Here is a 16,512-nt window from a genome sequence, read left to right as displayed (position 1 = left end):
GGGCCTACTGGCCGAGCGAACGGGCCAGTTCGACGGCCCTGTCAGACGTCATCCGCCTGCTGCGTCCAGGTCTTCGATCTCCATGGCGCCTTCCATGCACATGACCTGGGCGCGCTCCAGCCGCGCGTCAGGATGCGTGCGATGGAGCGGTCGCCATGTTCTAGCGGCGCGTCAGCCGAAAGGCCCGCAGGTCCGCCTCGTCGCGAACCACCCTGGCGGCGACGATGTCTTGGGTCGGGGATACGGCCAGGCTGTGCTTCTGGCCGAACCTTCCCAGCGACTGCACGTCGCGGCTCGCACCGGACCAGGTCGTCAGGCGCAGGACGGTCTCGCCGCTGGGGCTTGCCACCAAGTGATAGGCGCCGTCCCTTGTCGGCGCCCAGGCCTCCTCGTGGCTGACGCGGATCAGAGGGGCCGTGAGAACAGCGCCGGTTGGTTCAAGGCGCCAGAGTCGATCGTCATCCTGTTTCACCGCATAGAGGCCCCTGCCGGCCGCGCTTTTGATAGTCCAAACTCCGGCGCTGTTCGGAACAACGGTCACGCGCCCGCGCGGATCGATCCGTTCGACGCGCCAGCCGGTCTCCCTCAGGGTCGGAACGACGAGGTCGCCATTGCTGTCCCATGCCAGTTCGTCGCGCGCCGCCCCATCCGAGGTGACCTTGCGAAGGCCGGATCCATCGGCGTTGATCAGATACACGTCGGTTGGGCGGTCGCGCGCCGCGATGAAGGCGATGCTGCGGCCGTCAGGCGACCAGCGAGGCGAGAAGACGGTATTGGCCTTCAGGTCGGTCAGTCGTGTCGGCGCGCCTTCGCCGCGTTTGACCCAGATATCCGATCCGCCGTTTTGATTTGAGATGAAGGTCAGTTGGCCTGTCGAGGAAAGGTCCGGATCCCAGTCGTTGGTGTTGCCGTTGGTGAGCGCGACGGGGGCGGCGCCGGTGCGCCAGGCGAACAGGTTTGATCCATAGTCGCTGGCCTCGGCCACCAGCAGGCCATGCTGATCGGAGGACAGGCGGCCGAACGCGAGCAGGCCCAGGCTCAGGCGAACGGGCTTGGCCGGGCGCTCGACGTCCACCGACCACAGGCCGGAATCGCCGTTGCGATTGCTGGAGAAGACCAGGCTCCGGTCGTCCGCGGTGAAGGCGTAGCCTAAGGCTTTCCAGCCGTTGCGGGTGAGGGCCCGTTGTCCGGCGCCGGAAACCTCGGCTGTGTAGAGGTCGCCCACGCCGTAGGAGAAGAAGCGTCGGAAGACCAGGTGATCGCCGCGGTGGGTGACGATCGGGTCGCTGTCGCCCAGGCTGTTGGGCGGCGGCGAGGTCACATCCCGCATCCGGCCAGTGTCGGGGTTCAGGGCGCGGATGCGGCGCACGGCGTTGCGCTTCGGCCGGTCGGACAGCAGCAGTTCGCCCTCACGGGTCCAGGCCAGACGCGTCGCGGCGTCCACGGAGCAGCGCCCGACCACGCGGGGCTCGCCCTGGGGAACAGGGGCGACCAGAATCTCGCAAGGCGCGTTCGTGACGCTGCGGACGAAGGCGATGCTCTGACCGTCGGGCGACCAGGCGGGTGCCATCTCGTCCTCAGGCGTGTTGGTCAGTCGGATCGGCGTGCCGTCAGCGACGCCCCGCAGGAAGATGTCTCTCTGTGCGCCGTATCCGGCGCCGCCGGCGTAGGCGATCAGGCGCCCGTCGGACGAAAGGGCAGGGTGGGTCTCGACGCCGAGTTCCGAGGTCAGGGGACGCACAGCCTCGATCGCGAGCGCGCTGGGCGGCTGCATCACGACGAAGGCTCCGACGCCCAGCGCGGCGATCGTGACGACTGCGCCGCCCGCCAGAAGCCATCGCGGCGATCGCCAGTCTGGTCCAGGCGTGGGCGCAATCGACGACGTCTCGCCCGTCCCGGCCGTCTCCGGCGTGACGGCGAGAAGGCGCAGGCGGTAGCCGACCTTGGGAATGCTGGCGATCTCCACGGCCGGATCGCGCTGGAAGATCTTTCGCAATTTGACGATGCATCGCACCAGGGCGTCGTCGCCAACGACTCGTCCATCCCAGCAGAGACGGGACAGTTCCTCCCGACCAAGCGGATCGCCGCGCCTGCGGTTCAGCGCGACCAGAACCTGCATCACGCGGGGTTCGAGTTTGCAACTTCCATCGGGCCAGACCACCTCGAGAGAGGCGGGATGAACCACGCTCGTCCCCAGTGGGAACGGCGGTTCGGACACCAGTTCGATCGGCCTGCGAAGCAGAGCTGACAGGTCGTTCATCGGAAAATCATCGGCTCAAGATCGGGCCCCCGCCCTCGCTCCCATAACGCCAGTCTCGTCTATCGCCGTGGAGATTACCAGCCACCCCGATTGGACCCGCCGATGCGCATCTTCGACGCCCGCCTGCTTGTACTGACCCCTCTGTCCCTGGCGCTTTCGGTCCCAGCGCTCGCGCAAACTGCGCCGTTTACGGCTGCCTCGACGCCCAACCCGGCCGCGCCACAGGCCGAAGCCGGTCAGGGCGTGCTGGTCTTTCCGCCGGACTTCTTCGCCGGCCAGCAGCCGGTCACGGCGCTGGATATGGTCAGCCGGGTTCCGGGCTTCAGCGTCATCGACGGTGACGGCGGTCGCGGTTTTCAGGGCTCGGTCGGCAACATCCTGATCAACGGCTCGCGCCCGGCGTCCAAGAACGATACGGGCTCCAGCGTGCTGTCGCGCATCCTGGTCGGTCAGGTCGAGCGCATCGAGCTGGTTCGCGGGGGCGCCCCTGGCATCGATATGCAGGGCTTCTCGGTCGTCGCCAACGTCATCACCCGCGATCAGTCCAGCCGCCAGTCGATCTTCACCGGCAATGCGGTCCTGCACGATGGGGGGAACGACGCCTTTGGCGGCGTCTGGCAGTTCACGGCCCAGGACGGCGACCGCACCTGGGGCTTTACCCTCACCGAGGGCTTCTCGGTCAACGACTCGCGCGGTGTCGGCCCCGTGGTGCGTCGGGACGGCTTGGGGAACATCCTGCGTAGCGAGGACTATTTCAGCGACCAGAAGAACGGCGACACCTCGCTGCGGGTCAACTATGCGAACCCGTTCCTGGGCGGTCAGATCGACCTGACGGCCCGTTATGGACTCAACGACTTTGAGGCTCTGGACCTGCAGACGTCGCCCACCGTGCGGCGTGAGGCTATGTACCAGGAGGACGGCTCCAGCGGCGAGTTCGGCGCGGTATTCACCCGCGCGCTCGACAACCGTCTGACCTCCGAGACCCGCTTCATCCATGAGTTCAGCTCAACCGACTCCGACTCCTTCTCGCGGACCCGACTGAGCGGTGTGGACGGCCCCGAACAACGCTTCACCACCGAGAGCGAAGCCGCCGAGACCATCCTGCGAAGTCTGATGCGCTATGAGCACGCCCCAAGCCTGGGTTTCGAGGCCGGCGCTGAAGTCGCCTACAATATGCTGGAGACCGAGCAGGCCTTCAGCAACGGCGGCGTGCCTGTTCCTCTGCCGTCGGCCTCGGTCAAGGTCGAGGAGACCCGCGGCGAAGTGTTCGGCAAGGGGACCTGGCGGGTGCGTGACAACCTTTCCGTCGAAAGCGGCCTGCGCCTGGAGCGCTCGACCATCAGCCAGTCCGGCGACGCCAACCAGGAGAAGACCTTCTCCTTCATCAAACCGCGCCTGCTGGCGACCTGGACGCCCATGCCGAACAATGAGTTCCGGGTGAGGTTCGAGCGCGAGGTCCGGCAGCTGAACTTCAGCGACTTCGCGGCCTCGGCCGATCTGGAGGATGAGAACGTCACCGGCGGCAACAGGGATCTGGTGCCCGAACAGCGCTGGATCAGCGAAATGGCCTACGAGCGCCGTTTCTGGGGCGACGGCATTATCAGCGTCACGCTGCGCCATGACGAGATTCGCAACGCCATCGACGTCATCCCGCTGGAGGACGGTCTGTCAGCGGTCGGCAATATCGGCGACGGCACGCTGGACCGACTGGCGGTGAGCATCCAGGCTCCGTTGGACCGGTTCGGTTTCAGCGGCGGCCGGATCCATGCGCGCAACACCTGGAATCACTCCGAGGTCACTGATCCGACGAGCGGCGAGGTCCGGCGGATATCCTCCGGGCGGCCGTCCCATCCGCTCATCACGATCGCCCAGGACATTAAATCGTGGAATTTGCAGTGGAGCGGAACCTGGGTCCCGCTGCTGGGCCAGACCCGCTATGATCCTGACTTCCGCTATTCGTGGAGAGGCCACGACTACATCGAGGGCTGGGTCGAGTACAAACCGACCCCTACGCTGGCGCTCCGGGCGCAGATCAACCTCTGGGACGATTTTCACCAGACGCGCATCGCCTACGCCGACCGTAAGACCCGGCCCATCAGCTATATCGAAACCCGCAACGTCGACCCGCGGACCTTCTACTCGCTGCGTCTTCGAAAGACGTTCTGACGATGGCCGCGGCGCTGACGCTAGGCGCCGAAGCCGACGGTGACAGACATCAAGCTGGAACCCTCGATAAGCGGTATCCATGGTCAGCCATTGAGAGGCCGCGGTTTCGGTTGCGGCGGTTGTTTTTCTTCAATGATTTCGTGCGCAGAGCTAGCCCCAGGAAAACGACCCTTGGGGATGATTTATGAAGTTGGTGTCTGCCTGCGTTTCGGCGCTGGCTGTGTTTATTGCGGGCTCGGCCCAGGCCAAGCCTGATGTGGCGTTCAATGTGGGCGTGGTCAGCGACTATGTGTTTCGTGGTGCGAGCCAGACGGACGGGGAGGCGGCCCTGCAGGGCGGCGTTGATGTCGATCTGGATGGTTTCTACCTAGGCAGTTGGGCGTCCAATGTGGATTTCGGCGATGATACGGACGCCGAGATCGACCTTTACGGAGGCTACCGGACGGAAGCGGCCGGCTACGCGCTGGATCTGGGCGCTGGCGGCTACTTCTACGTCAATGAGCCGGACGGGGCGGACTACAATTACGTAGAGTTCAAGGCGCTGGCCTCGCGTGCCGTGGGGCCGGCGACCTTGGGGGCGGCGGTCTATTATTCGTTCGACTATTTCGGCGTGGACGAAAAGGCGACCTATGTCGAAGCCAACGCCGCCTTTGTTCCGATGGACCGGCTAACCCTCTCGGGGGCGGTCGGGCGTCAGTGGCTGGACGTGAGCGGCGACTACGCCGCCTGGAACCTGGGTGCAGCCTATGCCCTGACCGAGCAACTGACTGTGGATGTGCGCTACCACGACATGGACAGCCCGCTGGCGGACGCCCGTTTCGTGGCTGGGCTGAAGGCCAGCTTCTAAGGACCTGAAAGGGCCGGCGCGGCGGTTTCCGCCGACGCCGGCCTCCTCAGGAAAAAGCTCAGAACTCTTCCCAGTCCGCTTCCGCCGCCGCGGCCACGCCTCGACCGCCGACCGTTTTGAGCACGGCGACGGGGCGCGCCGGCCTGGAGCGGATCGGCAAGCTCGCAGCCGCTTCCGCGCGCGGGGCTTGGGCGCCCTGGCGAATGCGGAAGCGACCCATCATGTCCGCCAGGCTGCCGGTTTCCTGGGCCAGGGAATGGCTGGCGGCCGTCGACTGCTCGACCATGGCGGCGTTCTGCTGGGTCATCTGGTCCATCTGGTTCACCGCCGTGTTGATCTCGGCCAAACCAGTCGCCTGTTCGCGGGCGGAGGCGGCGATGTCGGACACCAGGCCATTGATTTCGGCCACCTCGGCGATGATGCGGGTCAGGGCTTGGCCTGTCCCGTCCACCAACCTGACCCCCTGGCTGACGCGTTCGGTGCTGGCGGCGATCAGGGTCTTGATCTCCTTGGCGGCTTCGGCCGAACGCTGGGCCAGGGCACGAACTTCCGAGGCCACGACCGCGAAGCCGCGGCCGGCGTCGCCCGCGCGCGCTGCTTCGACGCCGGCGTTCAGGGCCAGCAGGTTGGTCTGGAAGGCGATCTCGTCGATCACCCCGGTGATCTGGGCGATCTGCTGAGCCGAAGTCTCGATATCGCGCATGGCGGCGACCGCTTCATTGACCACTTCGCCGCTGCGGGCGGCGTTGTTTCGGGTGGCGTCGACGATGCCGCGCGCGCGATCCGCGCCGGCCGAGGCGTGACGGATGGTGGTGGTGACCTCCTCAAGGGCGGCGGCGGTCTCTTCCAGGCTGGCGGCCTGCTGTTCGGTGCGGCGCGACAGGTCGTCCGCCGCCTGACTGATCTCGGAGGTGGTCGAGCGAATGCCGCCAGCGCTGCCGATGATGGCCGACATGGTGTCTTCCAGGCGGCTCATGGCGGTGTTGAAGTCGTCCTGCAGCTTGCGATAGTCCTGCGGGAAGGCGGCTTCCAGACGATAGGTCAGATCCCCGTTCGACAGGCTCGACAAGCCTTCGCCGACCGAAGCGACCACGAACTTCTGCTCTTCTTCGGCGGCTCGACGGGCGACGTCGTTGCGCTGGCGCTCGGCTTCGGCGGCTGCGCGATCTCGCTCCTGCTCGGCGCGCAGGCGACCGGTTTCGGCCAGGTCGTGACGGAAGCCTTCCAGCGCGCGGGCGATGCCGCCCACCTCGTCGGTGCTGGCGGTTCCCTTGACCGGCTCGTCATAGCGGCCGGCGTTCAGCGCGCCGACCGAAGCGGTCAACTGGGCCAGAGGGCGGCGAACGACGCGCTCGGTCACGAAGAAGAGGGCCCCCATGACCAGGCCGAGGATCATCAGGCCGCCGATCATCATGGCGATGGCGAGACGATCAGCAGGGCCGTTGATCGCGGCCGAGGGGATGTCGGTCACCAGAGCCCAGGTCGTGTTCAGGTCTCCGAAGGGCACGGGGCTGACCAGGCGTTCGATCGGCTCCTTCCTCAGGTCGCGCAGACCATCGAGGCGCGTCGCCTCGCCGCCGGTCATGACGGCGCGCACGTCGTCGGGCCGCGCCTCGGCATAGGGTTTGGTGCGCAGGGCGGCGTCGGGGTGAGAGACCCAGTTTCCGGCGCTCGACAGCAGCATGACGCGGCCGGTGTCGAAGGGCTTCATCTCGCCCAGCATGGCAGACAGGCCGTCCAGGGTCACATCGACGCCGGCGACGCCGATCACCTTGCCGCCGGAAACGACGGGGTAGGCGATCGAGGTCATCAGCACCATCTTGCCGCTCACCTCATAGGCGTAGGGCTCGTTGAGGATCGGCTTTCCGGTGGTGAAGGGCTGAACATAATAGGGCTGTTCGTAGTCGTTGACCGAGTTCAGCGGCTGCATGACGATATTGCTGCCGTCGTTGACCCAGTAGGGCGTGAAATAGCCGTTGCCGTTCGAGCCCAGGTCAGTGCGGCCGGCCATGGCGCCGTCCATGCCGTCGAAGGCCCCCGGCGCCGCCATGAACCAGCTGCCCGTGACCAGGGCCGTGCCGCTGGCCGCCGGCTTCAGCATGTTCATGATCGTGCGCCGATCGCGGACGCCGGATTCATGCGCCGTGCCGATCATCTCCGCGATGGAGCGCGCCGCGGTGTCGGCCGCGCTGATCTTGCCGCTGACGCTGGAGACCGCGCTCTCGCTCAAGGCTTCGGCGTAGTCGTGCGACAGGCCACGCGCGACCGACCGGGTGTTCTGCGACACCGCCACGGCGGCGCAGAGGAGAAGCACGCCCGTAACAGCGCCGCCCGCCAGAAGCAGTTTTCCGGCTACTGATAAGTTCTTGAAATCACGCATACTAAACCCCGTTTCGACGAAGTTCTAGCGGGACTTTCTTAATGATGAGCTAGGAGGGGTGCTGATCACAGTGTGGCGGCTGGGCTCTCGAGGCCTGCTCAGAGCATCGTCGCGCAGCCGCAACAGATAGGGGGACGAGGACGGCGCGGCGGATGGCCTGGACAGTCGGTGGATGGTTCCGGGATTCAGTTGACGCTCAGTGCGCCGCCGGCGCGGGGGGAAACCGGACGAGAGCGGTTGCTTCGTTAACCATATTGCAAAGCATAGGAGCCTACCCGTCAGATAAGCCTCTGGCTGGAGTAAGACTATGAAGGGCGTCATCTTCAATCTGTTGCAGGACGTGGTCAGTCAGAGCCATGGCGACGATGTCTGGGATGACCTGATAGACGCCGCAGGAGTCGATGGGGTCTATACTTCGGCCGGCAGCTATCCCGACGAGGACATGACCGCTCTGGTGGAGGCCGCCGGGGCCAAGCTCGGCCTGACGCCGGCCGAGGTGCTGCGCTGGTTCGGCCAGCAGGCCATGCCGCATCTGGCCAGGCTGTTTCCCAGCTTCTTCGACGAGCACGTGTCGGCTCGCACCTTTGTTTTGGGCGTCAACGACATCATCCACTTCGAGGTCCGCAAGATCTACGTCGGCGCCGAATGCCCCCATTTCCACATCCGCGAGGAGGCGAACGGCAGTCTGAGCCTGGACTATCGTTCGACCCGTCGGCTGTGCGCCCTGGGGCAGGGGTTCCTTGAAGGCGCCGGCGCTCATTATGGCGAGCGCCTGGATGTTCAGCACCCGCAGTGTATCGACCGCGGCGACTCGGTCTGCATTTTTCATGTCCACTGGCCGCAACTCGCGGCCTGACGAGGTCACAGCGTGGAAGTAGATCGCGACGACTACACGACGCGCCTCGAACGCCGCCTCCAGCGCGAACGCGCCGCGCGCCGCGCCGCTGAAGCTATCGTCGAAGGGAGCACTCGCGAGCTGTTCCTGCGCGCCGAGCGGCTGCGGTTGCTGGAGACGATCGCGGTAGCCTGCAACCTGGGCCAAGACCCCGACGTCGCGCTGAAGACGGCCATCGAGCAGGTCTGCAGCTTCACCGGCTGGCCGGTCGGCCACGCCTATATGCGAAAGCGCGGACGGCGCGTCGTCATGGCCTCCAGCAAGCTGTGGTGGGCGAAGGACAACGTGGACGCCGCAGAGTTCTGCGTGGTGTCCGAGAACATCACCTTCGCCGCGGGCGTGGGCCTGCCCGGTCGGGTCATGGTGCAGAAGACCCCCATCTGGATCTCCGACGTCACCGTCGCCGACAACTTCCTGCGGACCGAAGTCGCCGAGCGGAGCGGATTGCGTGCAGCCTTCGCCTTTCCGGTCATGGTGGGCCAGGAGGTCGCGGCCGTGCTGGAGTTCTTCTCCTACAAGGTCGCGGAACCGGACGAAGGCATCCTCAGGACCATGGCTCAGATCGGCGTCCAGTTGGGGCGGGTGATCGAACGGAGCCGCGCCGAAGCCGACGCCAAGGCTCGCAACGCCAAGCTGGAGCGCATGGTCAAGGAGGCCGAGGCCCAGCGCGTGGCAGCCGAGGCCGCCAACCGCGCCAAGTCGGCTTTCCTGGCCGTGACCAGCCACGAGGTCCGCACGCCCTTGAATGCGGTTCTGGGGCTGACCGAGGGGCTGGCGCGCACGCCGCTTTCCTCGCAGCAACAGGCTCTGGTGGACGGGGTGCGGGAGTCCGGCGGAATGCTGCTGCGATTGCTCAACGCCGTCCTGGACCTGGCCCAGATCGAGGCCGGCAAGATGTCGGCTCACCTGGGGACGTTTGACCTGCGCGGGGCGATGGAGGCTGTCAGCCGGGTCTGGACGCCGCGCGCCAAGGAAATGGACGTGAAACTGGTCGTCGATCTCGACGGCTTGCCCGACGATTGTGCGCTGGTTTCGGACAAGGGCAAGGTCGAACAGACCCTGGTCAACCTGCTGTCCAACGCCCTGAAATTCTCTCCGACCGGCAGTGAGCTCGTTCTGGCGGTCAGCGCGCAGCGAACACGCAACCGCTATCAGGCCCGCGTTGAGATCATTGATCAGGGGCCCGGCGTCTCGCCCGAAGACCGTGCGCGGATATTCGAGGCGTTCGAGCAGACGGACTCCGGTCGCCAGGTCGGCGGCACGGGGCTGGGTCTCGCCATCTGCGCCGGCAACATGGCCAGCCTGGGGGGAACCATAGGTCAGGACGTGGCTCCCGACGGCCGTTGCCGCTTCTGGTTCGAGTTCCCGGCCGACGTCGGGGCTGCGGTCAATGATGCTTATCCGGTCGATGTCCTGGAGGCGTCGATGGATCGGCCCTTGCGTGTCCTGGCGGCCGAGGACAATGCCGCCAATCGGCAGGTGTTGCAGGTCCTGCTGGAGCCGCTGGGCGTCGAGTTGACCCTGGTGGAGGACGGCCTGGCGGCGGTCGAGGCCGTACAGGTGGGCGCCTTCGACCTGATCCTGATGGACGCCAACATGCCGCGCATGGATGGCGCGGACGCGGTCCGGGCCATCCGCGCGCTGGGCGGCCCGTCCAGAGAGATGCCGATCTTCATGCTGACCGCGAACGTCTTCGCCGAGGATGTCGGTCGCTATCGCGCCGCCGGCGTCGACGGCGTGCTGAAGAAGCCGATTGAAGTGGGCGAACTGTTCGCTGCGCTCGCCGGTGCGGCGGCGCGGATCGAGCCTCTCGCACTGGCCGGTTAGGCGGTCGTCGGTCTGAGAAACCGCGTCAGGCCTCGAAAAGCTCCAGGCCGTCCGCCAGCAGGGCAGTCAGACGGGCTTTGAGCGGAGTGCGGGGCCAGCGCCAGGAGCAGCGCCGTCTCCGGGTGATCGACCGGCAAGGCGCTCACCGGACGAAATCGTATTTGAGGCTGGCCTGCAGCCGGGTCACGTCGGCGTCCTGGCCGTTCTGCAGCTCATGGCGTCCGTACAGGGCCTCGATCCCGACCGAGAAGCTGGGACTGACCGCCCAGATCAGGTTGAGCGCGCCATAGCCGCTGGACCGGAACGCGGTCGGCGCCAGCAGGTCGTCGCGTTCCAGAACCAGGATTCCGCCGGCCAGGTTCGAGCGCCAGCGCGGGTTCCAATGCCGGGTATAGCCGAGATAGCCGCCATAGACGGCCAGAGTCCGCACATCGCCGTCCGGCTGGATCAGCCCATCGTATCCCAATCCTCCCAGGTCGTTGAAATACCGCGCCACCCCGTCGCCATAGGTGAAGCCGGCCATGGCGAAGTCGTCGCCCAGCTTGAACAGGCCCGACAGGCTGAGGCCGTGACCGAAGGCGCTTTCATCGCGATCGCCTTCGCGATAGCCCAGCCGGCGCGCAATCGCCGACGCCTGGACATGCCCCCATGGGCGCTCCAGCCGCAGGGCGCCGACCATGTCCGGCGCCGGCTGGGTCGCTGTCTGATCTGTCGTCAACGCCAGTTCCGACGAAGGATGCTCGACCGACAGGGTCGCCGTCGCCCCGCCGCCCAGTTTCCAGATATGCCGGATCCCCGCCAAACGCAGTAGGGGCCCGCTACCCGGCCCTTCATCATCGAGGGTGTCGGGAAAGGCGTCGGCGTCGGCAAAGGCGCTGTAGCCAAAGCCTGCATAGGTGTTGCCGACCTGACCGTGCGCCTGTCTCAGGCGAAAGGCGGTCCTGCCCCCGCCGCCGTAGAAGTCGTTCTCCAGATAGACTCGCATCGGTCCCAGCGCGCTGGGACGGCGCGCCTCGAAGCTGAACCGGGTGTTGTTGGCGTCCAGACTGGTGTTGCCGCCATCGCCCGCACCGATGGGAATGACGGATGTGATCAGCCGGTCCGGGCTGCCCGCCGGGGCGAAGTCATAGATGGCGTTGACCTTGGCGAAGCCGCCGAACCGCACCATCGTCTGGGTGCCGGGAATGGGAATGAAGCCGCGCAGTTCCGGGTCATTCGGCGGCGCCGCCGTGTCGGCCCGCGCCACGCCGGTCAGTTCGTCGCCGAACGTGCTTCTGGTCGGCAGAGGCGATACGGCCGTCGCCATTCGCGCCGCTGCCGAAGCCGAGGTCGGCGACGCTGCAACAGTGATCGAGACCGGCGTCGCCTCCATCTGGCTCGCCCGTTCCACGGCGTCGAGCCGCGCCTGAAGCGCGGCGATGGCCTGACGCAGTTCAATGACTTCCAGGGCCAGAGCCTCGGCGTCCGGCGGGCTCTGCGCCAGAACAGGCGTCGCCGCCGCCAGAGCGGTCGCGGCTATCCATGCGACAGTCCGTGGATGCGTCATGCTTGCCCGTCCCGAACACCTCGGACTAGCGAACGCTGGTAACAAATCAGGGTTCCGCGAGTCGCCCACGTTTGCGCCCGGCTTTCGCCCGTCCTTGGCAACCGGAAGCCGCCTGGCGCGCCGCCCACCTCAATAAACCGTCCTCGGAAAGCTCGTCGCTGAAAGGAAGTCCCAGCTTCACCGTGGATTTGCATGTCCGTCGCCGGTCCGACATCGACGCCCACTACGCCTCCTCCAGATCTTCAAGGGGAATGCGATGATGAAATCCGTGGGAAACAAGGCTGGCCTGCTGACGGGCGCGGCGGCATTGAGCCTGATGGCGGCAGGGGCGGCCCAGGCGCAGAGCGCGGCTCAGGTTTCGACGGTGGACGACGTGATCGTCACCGCCCAACTTAGGGCCCAGGACCCCATCGAGGTGCCCTTCGCCCTGACCGCCTATAGCGGCCAGTTCCTCGAGAACCTGGGCGTTCAGGAGTTTGAGCAACTGTCGGCCTTCGTGCCGGGCTTCCTGGTGCAGAACCAGTCGCCGAATAATCCGGGCTTCGTGATGCGCGGCATCACCTCGGACTCGGGCGCAGCGACGGCCGAGCCGCGCGTTTCTGTGTTCCAGGACGGGGTGTCGATCTCCAAGTCGCGCGGCTCCTATGTCGAGCTGTTCGATCTGGAACGGGTCGAGATCGCCAAGGGGCCGCAGTCGACCCTCTATGGTCGCGGCGCGCTGATCGGGGCGGTCAATCTGGTGCAGAACCGCGCCCGTCCGGGCCAGTTCGACGCCGAGATGCGCGCCGAGGCCGGCGACTACAACTATCGTTCGGTCGAGGGCTTTGTGAATGCGCCGGTGGGCGAGAACGCGGCCCTGCGCCTGGCGACGCGGATGAAGACCCGCGACGGCTCGGTCGAGAACCTGCTGGGCGGCGAGGACTACAACGGCATCGAGACCAAGGCCTTCCGCCTGTCGGGCGCCTGGACGCCGAGCGACACGCTGCGCGCCGACCTGATCGCCAACTATCAGACCGACGCCGCCACCGGCACCTCGTTCAAGTCCATCGCTTATGACCCGGCCGACCCGACGACGGGCGCGGTGCTGGGCGGCCGTGCGCCGTGGGAAGGCGCGGCCCTGACGCCGGGCGCGGCCTTCGACGGCGGCAAGAGCCTGGGTCTGGATCGCAAGGTCTGGGGCGTGACGGGGCTGGTGAAGTGGACGCTGACGCCGTCGCTGTCGCTGAACTCGACCACGGCCTATCGCCAGTTCGACTCCTACGAGACCTTCGACGCCGACGGTCTGTCGCTGCCGCTGCTGACGGCGGCGGAGGACGCTTACGGCGAACAGTGGAGCCAGGAGTTCCGCCTGAACTGGGACAATGGCGGACGTCTGTCCGGCTTCGCCGGCGCGGGCTGGTTCCGCGAGGAAGGCTATCAGCGCATCCCGACCCAGTTCGACGAGCGCATCGCCCTGGCGCAACTGGCGGGCCTTCTGGACGGCTCACCGACGGCGACCGGCCGCAACACCCTGCCGATCTCGGCCTATCCGACGGTGGCGCGCCAGTTTCTGCAGGCGACGCTGACGCCGCTGGGCGCGGGCGCGCTGGCCGCCCCGATTGCTGCGAACCTGAAGTCGGCCCACATCGAGATCCCGATCAACAGCGCCGAACTGACCTCCTACGACCTGTTCGCCGACCTGACCTTCAAGGCCACTGACCGGCTCGAGTTCGCGGGCGGGGTCCGCTACACCCGCGATGACAAGACCACGGGCTACGCCAGTTCGGTCGCCAACGGCCGCTCCATCGCCGGCGGTCTGCTGGCGGTGCTGCAGGGCGCGGTGCCGCCGGCCCAGGTTCCGGCCCTGCTGGGCGGTCTGGCCAACCCGAATGCGGTCAACCTGCCGGCCTCGGTCCTGCCGCTGTTCGGTCTGACGGCGCAGCCGACCGCCAACAACGGCGACTTCGTCTATGGGGATCACGAGGACGACGGCTTCACCTGGCGCCTGACCGCGCGCTACGCCCTGTCGGACGACGCCAGCCTCTACGCCAACTATGCGCGGGGCCGTCGTCCCGAGGTGCTGAGCGTCAGCGGACCGTCCGCGCCTCTGGGAGCGCCGACCTTCAAGGTCATCGAGGCCGAGACGGTCGACAGCTTCGAGGTCGGGGCCAAGGCGGCGCTGATGGACGGTCGCCTGCGTCTGGACGGCGCGGTCTTCCACTACGCCTACGCGAACTTCCAGACGACGGTTCAGGAAGGCACCCGCTTCATCACGACGAACGCGGGCGAGGCCAGCGCCTACGGCTTCGAGGGGCAGATCTTCTGGGCCGCCGCCGAAAACTTCGATCTGTTCGGCACCTACGGCTACAACCACTCGCGCTTTGAGGCGGGCCTCTATGACGGCAATCGCTTCCGCCTGTCGCCCGACAATATGGCCTCGATCGGCGCGATCTGGCGCCTGCCGATCACGGGCGGCACGGTCGAGGTCCAGCCGACCTACACCTGGCAGTCCAAGGTCTTCTTCGACGACAACAACGACATCCCGGCGCTGCAGGTCCAGAACTTCGTCGCCGACACGGTCCAGGACGAATACCAGGACGCCTACGGTCTGCTGAACCTGCGCGTCCGCTATGCGCCGGCCTCGGGGAACTGGGGCGTCGAGGCCTTCGGCGACAACCTGCTGGACGAGGAATACATCAAGGACGCCGGCAATACGGGCGACGCGCTCGGCCTGCCGACCTTCATCGCCGGACGCCCCGCCAGCTACGGCGTGGCCTTCACCGTCCGCTACTGAGGGCCGACGACATGACCATGAACCGTCGCGGCCTTCTCGGCCTGTTCGGGGCCGGGGCGACTGTCGGCGCCGCGCCGGCGACGGCGGAGGCGGCCTCGGTCGCCTTCGTCCACGGCGTCGCGTCCGGCGATCCGGGCGCGGACCGGGTGATCCTGTGGACGCGCGTCACGCCGAACGAGCGCTTCAACGGCCCCGTGTCCGCGACGTGGCGGGTGCTGGAAGGCGAGGGCGACCGCATCGTCGCCTCGGGCCGGTTCGAGACGGGGCCGGAACGCGACTACACGGTCAAGATCGACGCGACGGGCCTGCGTCCCGGCTGCGACTATCGCTACGACTTCGCGGTCGGCGAGACCCGCTCGCCGGCCGGGCGCACCCGCACCCTGGCGGCCGAGGGCGTGGCGCCGGTCAACCTGGCGGTGGTGTCGTGCCAGCTCTATCCCGGCGGCCTGTTCAACGCCTATGAGGCCATCGCGGCCCTGTCGTCGCTGGACGCCGTGGTGCACCTGGGCGACTACATCTATGAATACGGGGCCGAGGCGGACGCCTATGGCATGGTCACGGGTGCGGCGCTGAACCGCGTGCCAGAGCCGCGCCATGAGATCGTGACCCTGGCCGACTACCGGACCCGTCATGCCCAATACAAGACCGACGCCGACCTTCAGGCCGCCCACGCCCGCGCGCCCTTCATCTGCGTCTGGGACGACCACGAGACCGCCAACGACGCCTGGCTGCACGGGGCCGAAAACCACCAGCCCGAGAGCGAGGGCGACCTCGCCGTGCGCAAGGCGGCGGCGCTGAAGGCCTATTACGAATGGATGCCGATCCGCGAGGCGCTGCCTGGCGCCCTGAAGGAGGCGATCAACCGCAGCTTCCACTTCGGCGACCTGGCCAGCCTGATTATGGTCGAGACGCGGCTGACCGGACGCACCGAGCCGCTGGACTACGCCAAGGACCTGACCGCCAAGGACGGCCCTGACGGCGAGCCGGTGCTGGACCTCGACGCCTTCCGCGCCAAGCTGAACGACCCGTCGCGCGACCTGATGGGGCCGGAGCAACGCGCCTGGCTGACGCGGGAACTGTCGGCGTCAAAGACGGCCGGTCGTCCCTGGCAGGTGCTAGGAAATCAGGTCGTCACCGCCCGCGTGGCCGGACCCGACGTGTCGCGCACCATGACGCCCGAGCAGATCGAGGGCCTGATGGCCCGCGTGCCTGAGGCTTTCCGCGAACAGTTCGAACAGGCCCTGTTCCTGTTCAAGATGGGGCTGCCGTTCAATCTCGACGCCTGGGACGGCTATCCGGCGGGCCGCGAGCGCCTCTATGCCGCCTTCGCCGAGGCGGATGTTCAGCCCATCGTCCTGGCTGGCGACAGCCACGCCTTCTGGGCCAATGAGCTGAAGGACGCGAACGGCGCGCGCAGGGCCGTCGAGTTCGGAACCGGCGCCGTGTCCAGCCCCTCCATCGGCGACGCCATCGGCGGCTTCCCGCTAGGCGCGGCTCTGATACAGGCCAATGACGAGGTGGTCTTCTGCGACCAGTCGGCCAAGGGCTTCATCGTCCTGACCCTGACGGCCGACAAGGCTGAGGCGGCGTTGATGCAGGTCTCGACCATCCTGGCCAAGCCGTTCGAGGTCTCGACCTTGAGGCGCTTTAGCGTCGCGACGAACGGCGGACTGCTCGATGAAAGCGGTATCGCAGCGGACTAGGCTATCTAGCGCTCATGCCTGACGTGATCGCCGCCAGGCCTTCCTGGCCCTTCTGCCAGGCGTCGGCTTGACGGCGCCCTGAACCGCCTCCGGGCCGCACGGAAGAGGCGCGGCC

At 66.9% G+C, this 16,512-nt stretch carries 9 protein-coding genes; 6 read left to right on the top strand and 3 right to left on the bottom strand.

Going from position 1 to position 16,512, the window contains the following annotated elements:
• Positions 1-160: 160 nt before the first annotated feature.
• A complete protein-coding gene (locus AC3IS2_RS09850) occupies positions 161-2,260 on the bottom strand; it encodes a winged helix-turn-helix domain-containing protein (RefSeq protein WP_489197533.1) in 2,100 nt (699 codons plus the stop codon).
• A 102-nt stretch (positions 2,261-2,362) separates the two neighbouring features.
• On the opposite strand from AC3IS2_RS09850, the gene AC3IS2_RS09845 reads away from it, so the two are divergent.
• Together AC3IS2_RS09845 and AC3IS2_RS09840 are read left to right on the top strand one after the other, a co-directional pair.
• The gene (locus tag AC3IS2_RS09845; RefSeq protein ID WP_489197531.1) at positions 2,363-4,426 is read left to right on the top strand and encodes a TonB-dependent receptor plug domain-containing protein; all 2,064 of its coding nucleotides are present in this window, start codon (positions 2,363-2,365) and stop codon (positions 4,424-4,426) included.
• A gap of 184 nt (positions 4,427-4,610) precedes the next feature.
• Complete coding sequence (locus AC3IS2_RS09840) at positions 4,611-5,273, top strand: TorF family putative porin (RefSeq protein WP_489197530.1); 663 nt, start codon at positions 4,611-4,613, stop codon at positions 5,271-5,273.
• A 58-nt stretch (positions 5,274-5,331) separates the two neighbouring features.
• Here the strand turns inward: AC3IS2_RS09840 and AC3IS2_RS09835 are convergent, their stop codons facing one another.
• Positions 5,332-7,653, bottom strand: a complete 2,322-nt coding sequence (locus AC3IS2_RS09835) for a methyl-accepting chemotaxis protein (RefSeq protein ID WP_489197529.1) — start codon at positions 7,651-7,653, stop codon at positions 5,332-5,334.
• A gap of 307 nt (positions 7,654-7,960) precedes the next feature.
• On the opposite strand from AC3IS2_RS09835, the gene AC3IS2_RS09830 reads away from it, so the two are divergent.
• Together AC3IS2_RS09830 and AC3IS2_RS09825 are read left to right on the top strand one after the other, a co-directional pair.
• Positions 7,961-8,509 carry a heme NO-binding domain-containing protein gene (locus AC3IS2_RS09830; protein ID WP_489197528.1) on the top strand — a complete coding sequence of 183 codons (549 nt, stop codon included), beginning with the start codon at positions 7,961-7,963 and terminating at the stop codon, positions 8,507-8,509.
• Positions 8,510-8,521: 12 nt separating this feature from the next.
• A complete protein-coding gene (locus tag AC3IS2_RS09825) occupies positions 8,522-10,375 on the top strand; it encodes a response regulator (protein WP_489197527.1) in 1,854 nt (617 codons plus the stop codon).
• Positions 10,376-10,517: 142 nt separating this feature from the next.
• On the opposite strand, the gene AC3IS2_RS09820 is transcribed toward AC3IS2_RS09825, so the two are convergent.
• Positions 10,518-11,921: a DcaP family trimeric outer membrane transporter gene (locus AC3IS2_RS09820; RefSeq protein ID WP_489197526.1), complete on the bottom strand. Its 1,404-nt coding sequence runs from the start codon at positions 11,919-11,921 to the stop codon at positions 10,518-10,520.
• Between the two features lie 256 nt (positions 11,922-12,177).
• On the opposite strand from AC3IS2_RS09820, the gene AC3IS2_RS09815 reads away from it, so the two are divergent.
• Both AC3IS2_RS09815 and AC3IS2_RS09810 read left to right on the top strand, forming a co-directional pair.
• Complete coding sequence (locus AC3IS2_RS09815) at positions 12,178-14,694, top strand: TonB-dependent receptor (RefSeq protein WP_489197524.1); 2,517 nt, start codon at positions 12,178-12,180, stop codon at positions 14,692-14,694.
• 11 nt (positions 14,695-14,705) lie between these two features.
• On the top strand, positions 14,706-16,397 hold the full coding sequence (locus AC3IS2_RS09810; RefSeq protein ID WP_489197523.1) for an alkaline phosphatase D family protein: 1,692 nt from the start codon (positions 14,706-14,708) through the stop codon (positions 16,395-16,397).
• Positions 16,398-16,512 lie beyond the last annotated feature (115 nt).

It is taken from the genome of Brevundimonas sp. KH_025 (assembly GCF_057839885.1).
This window is presented reverse-complemented; position numbering and strand designations above follow the sequence as displayed.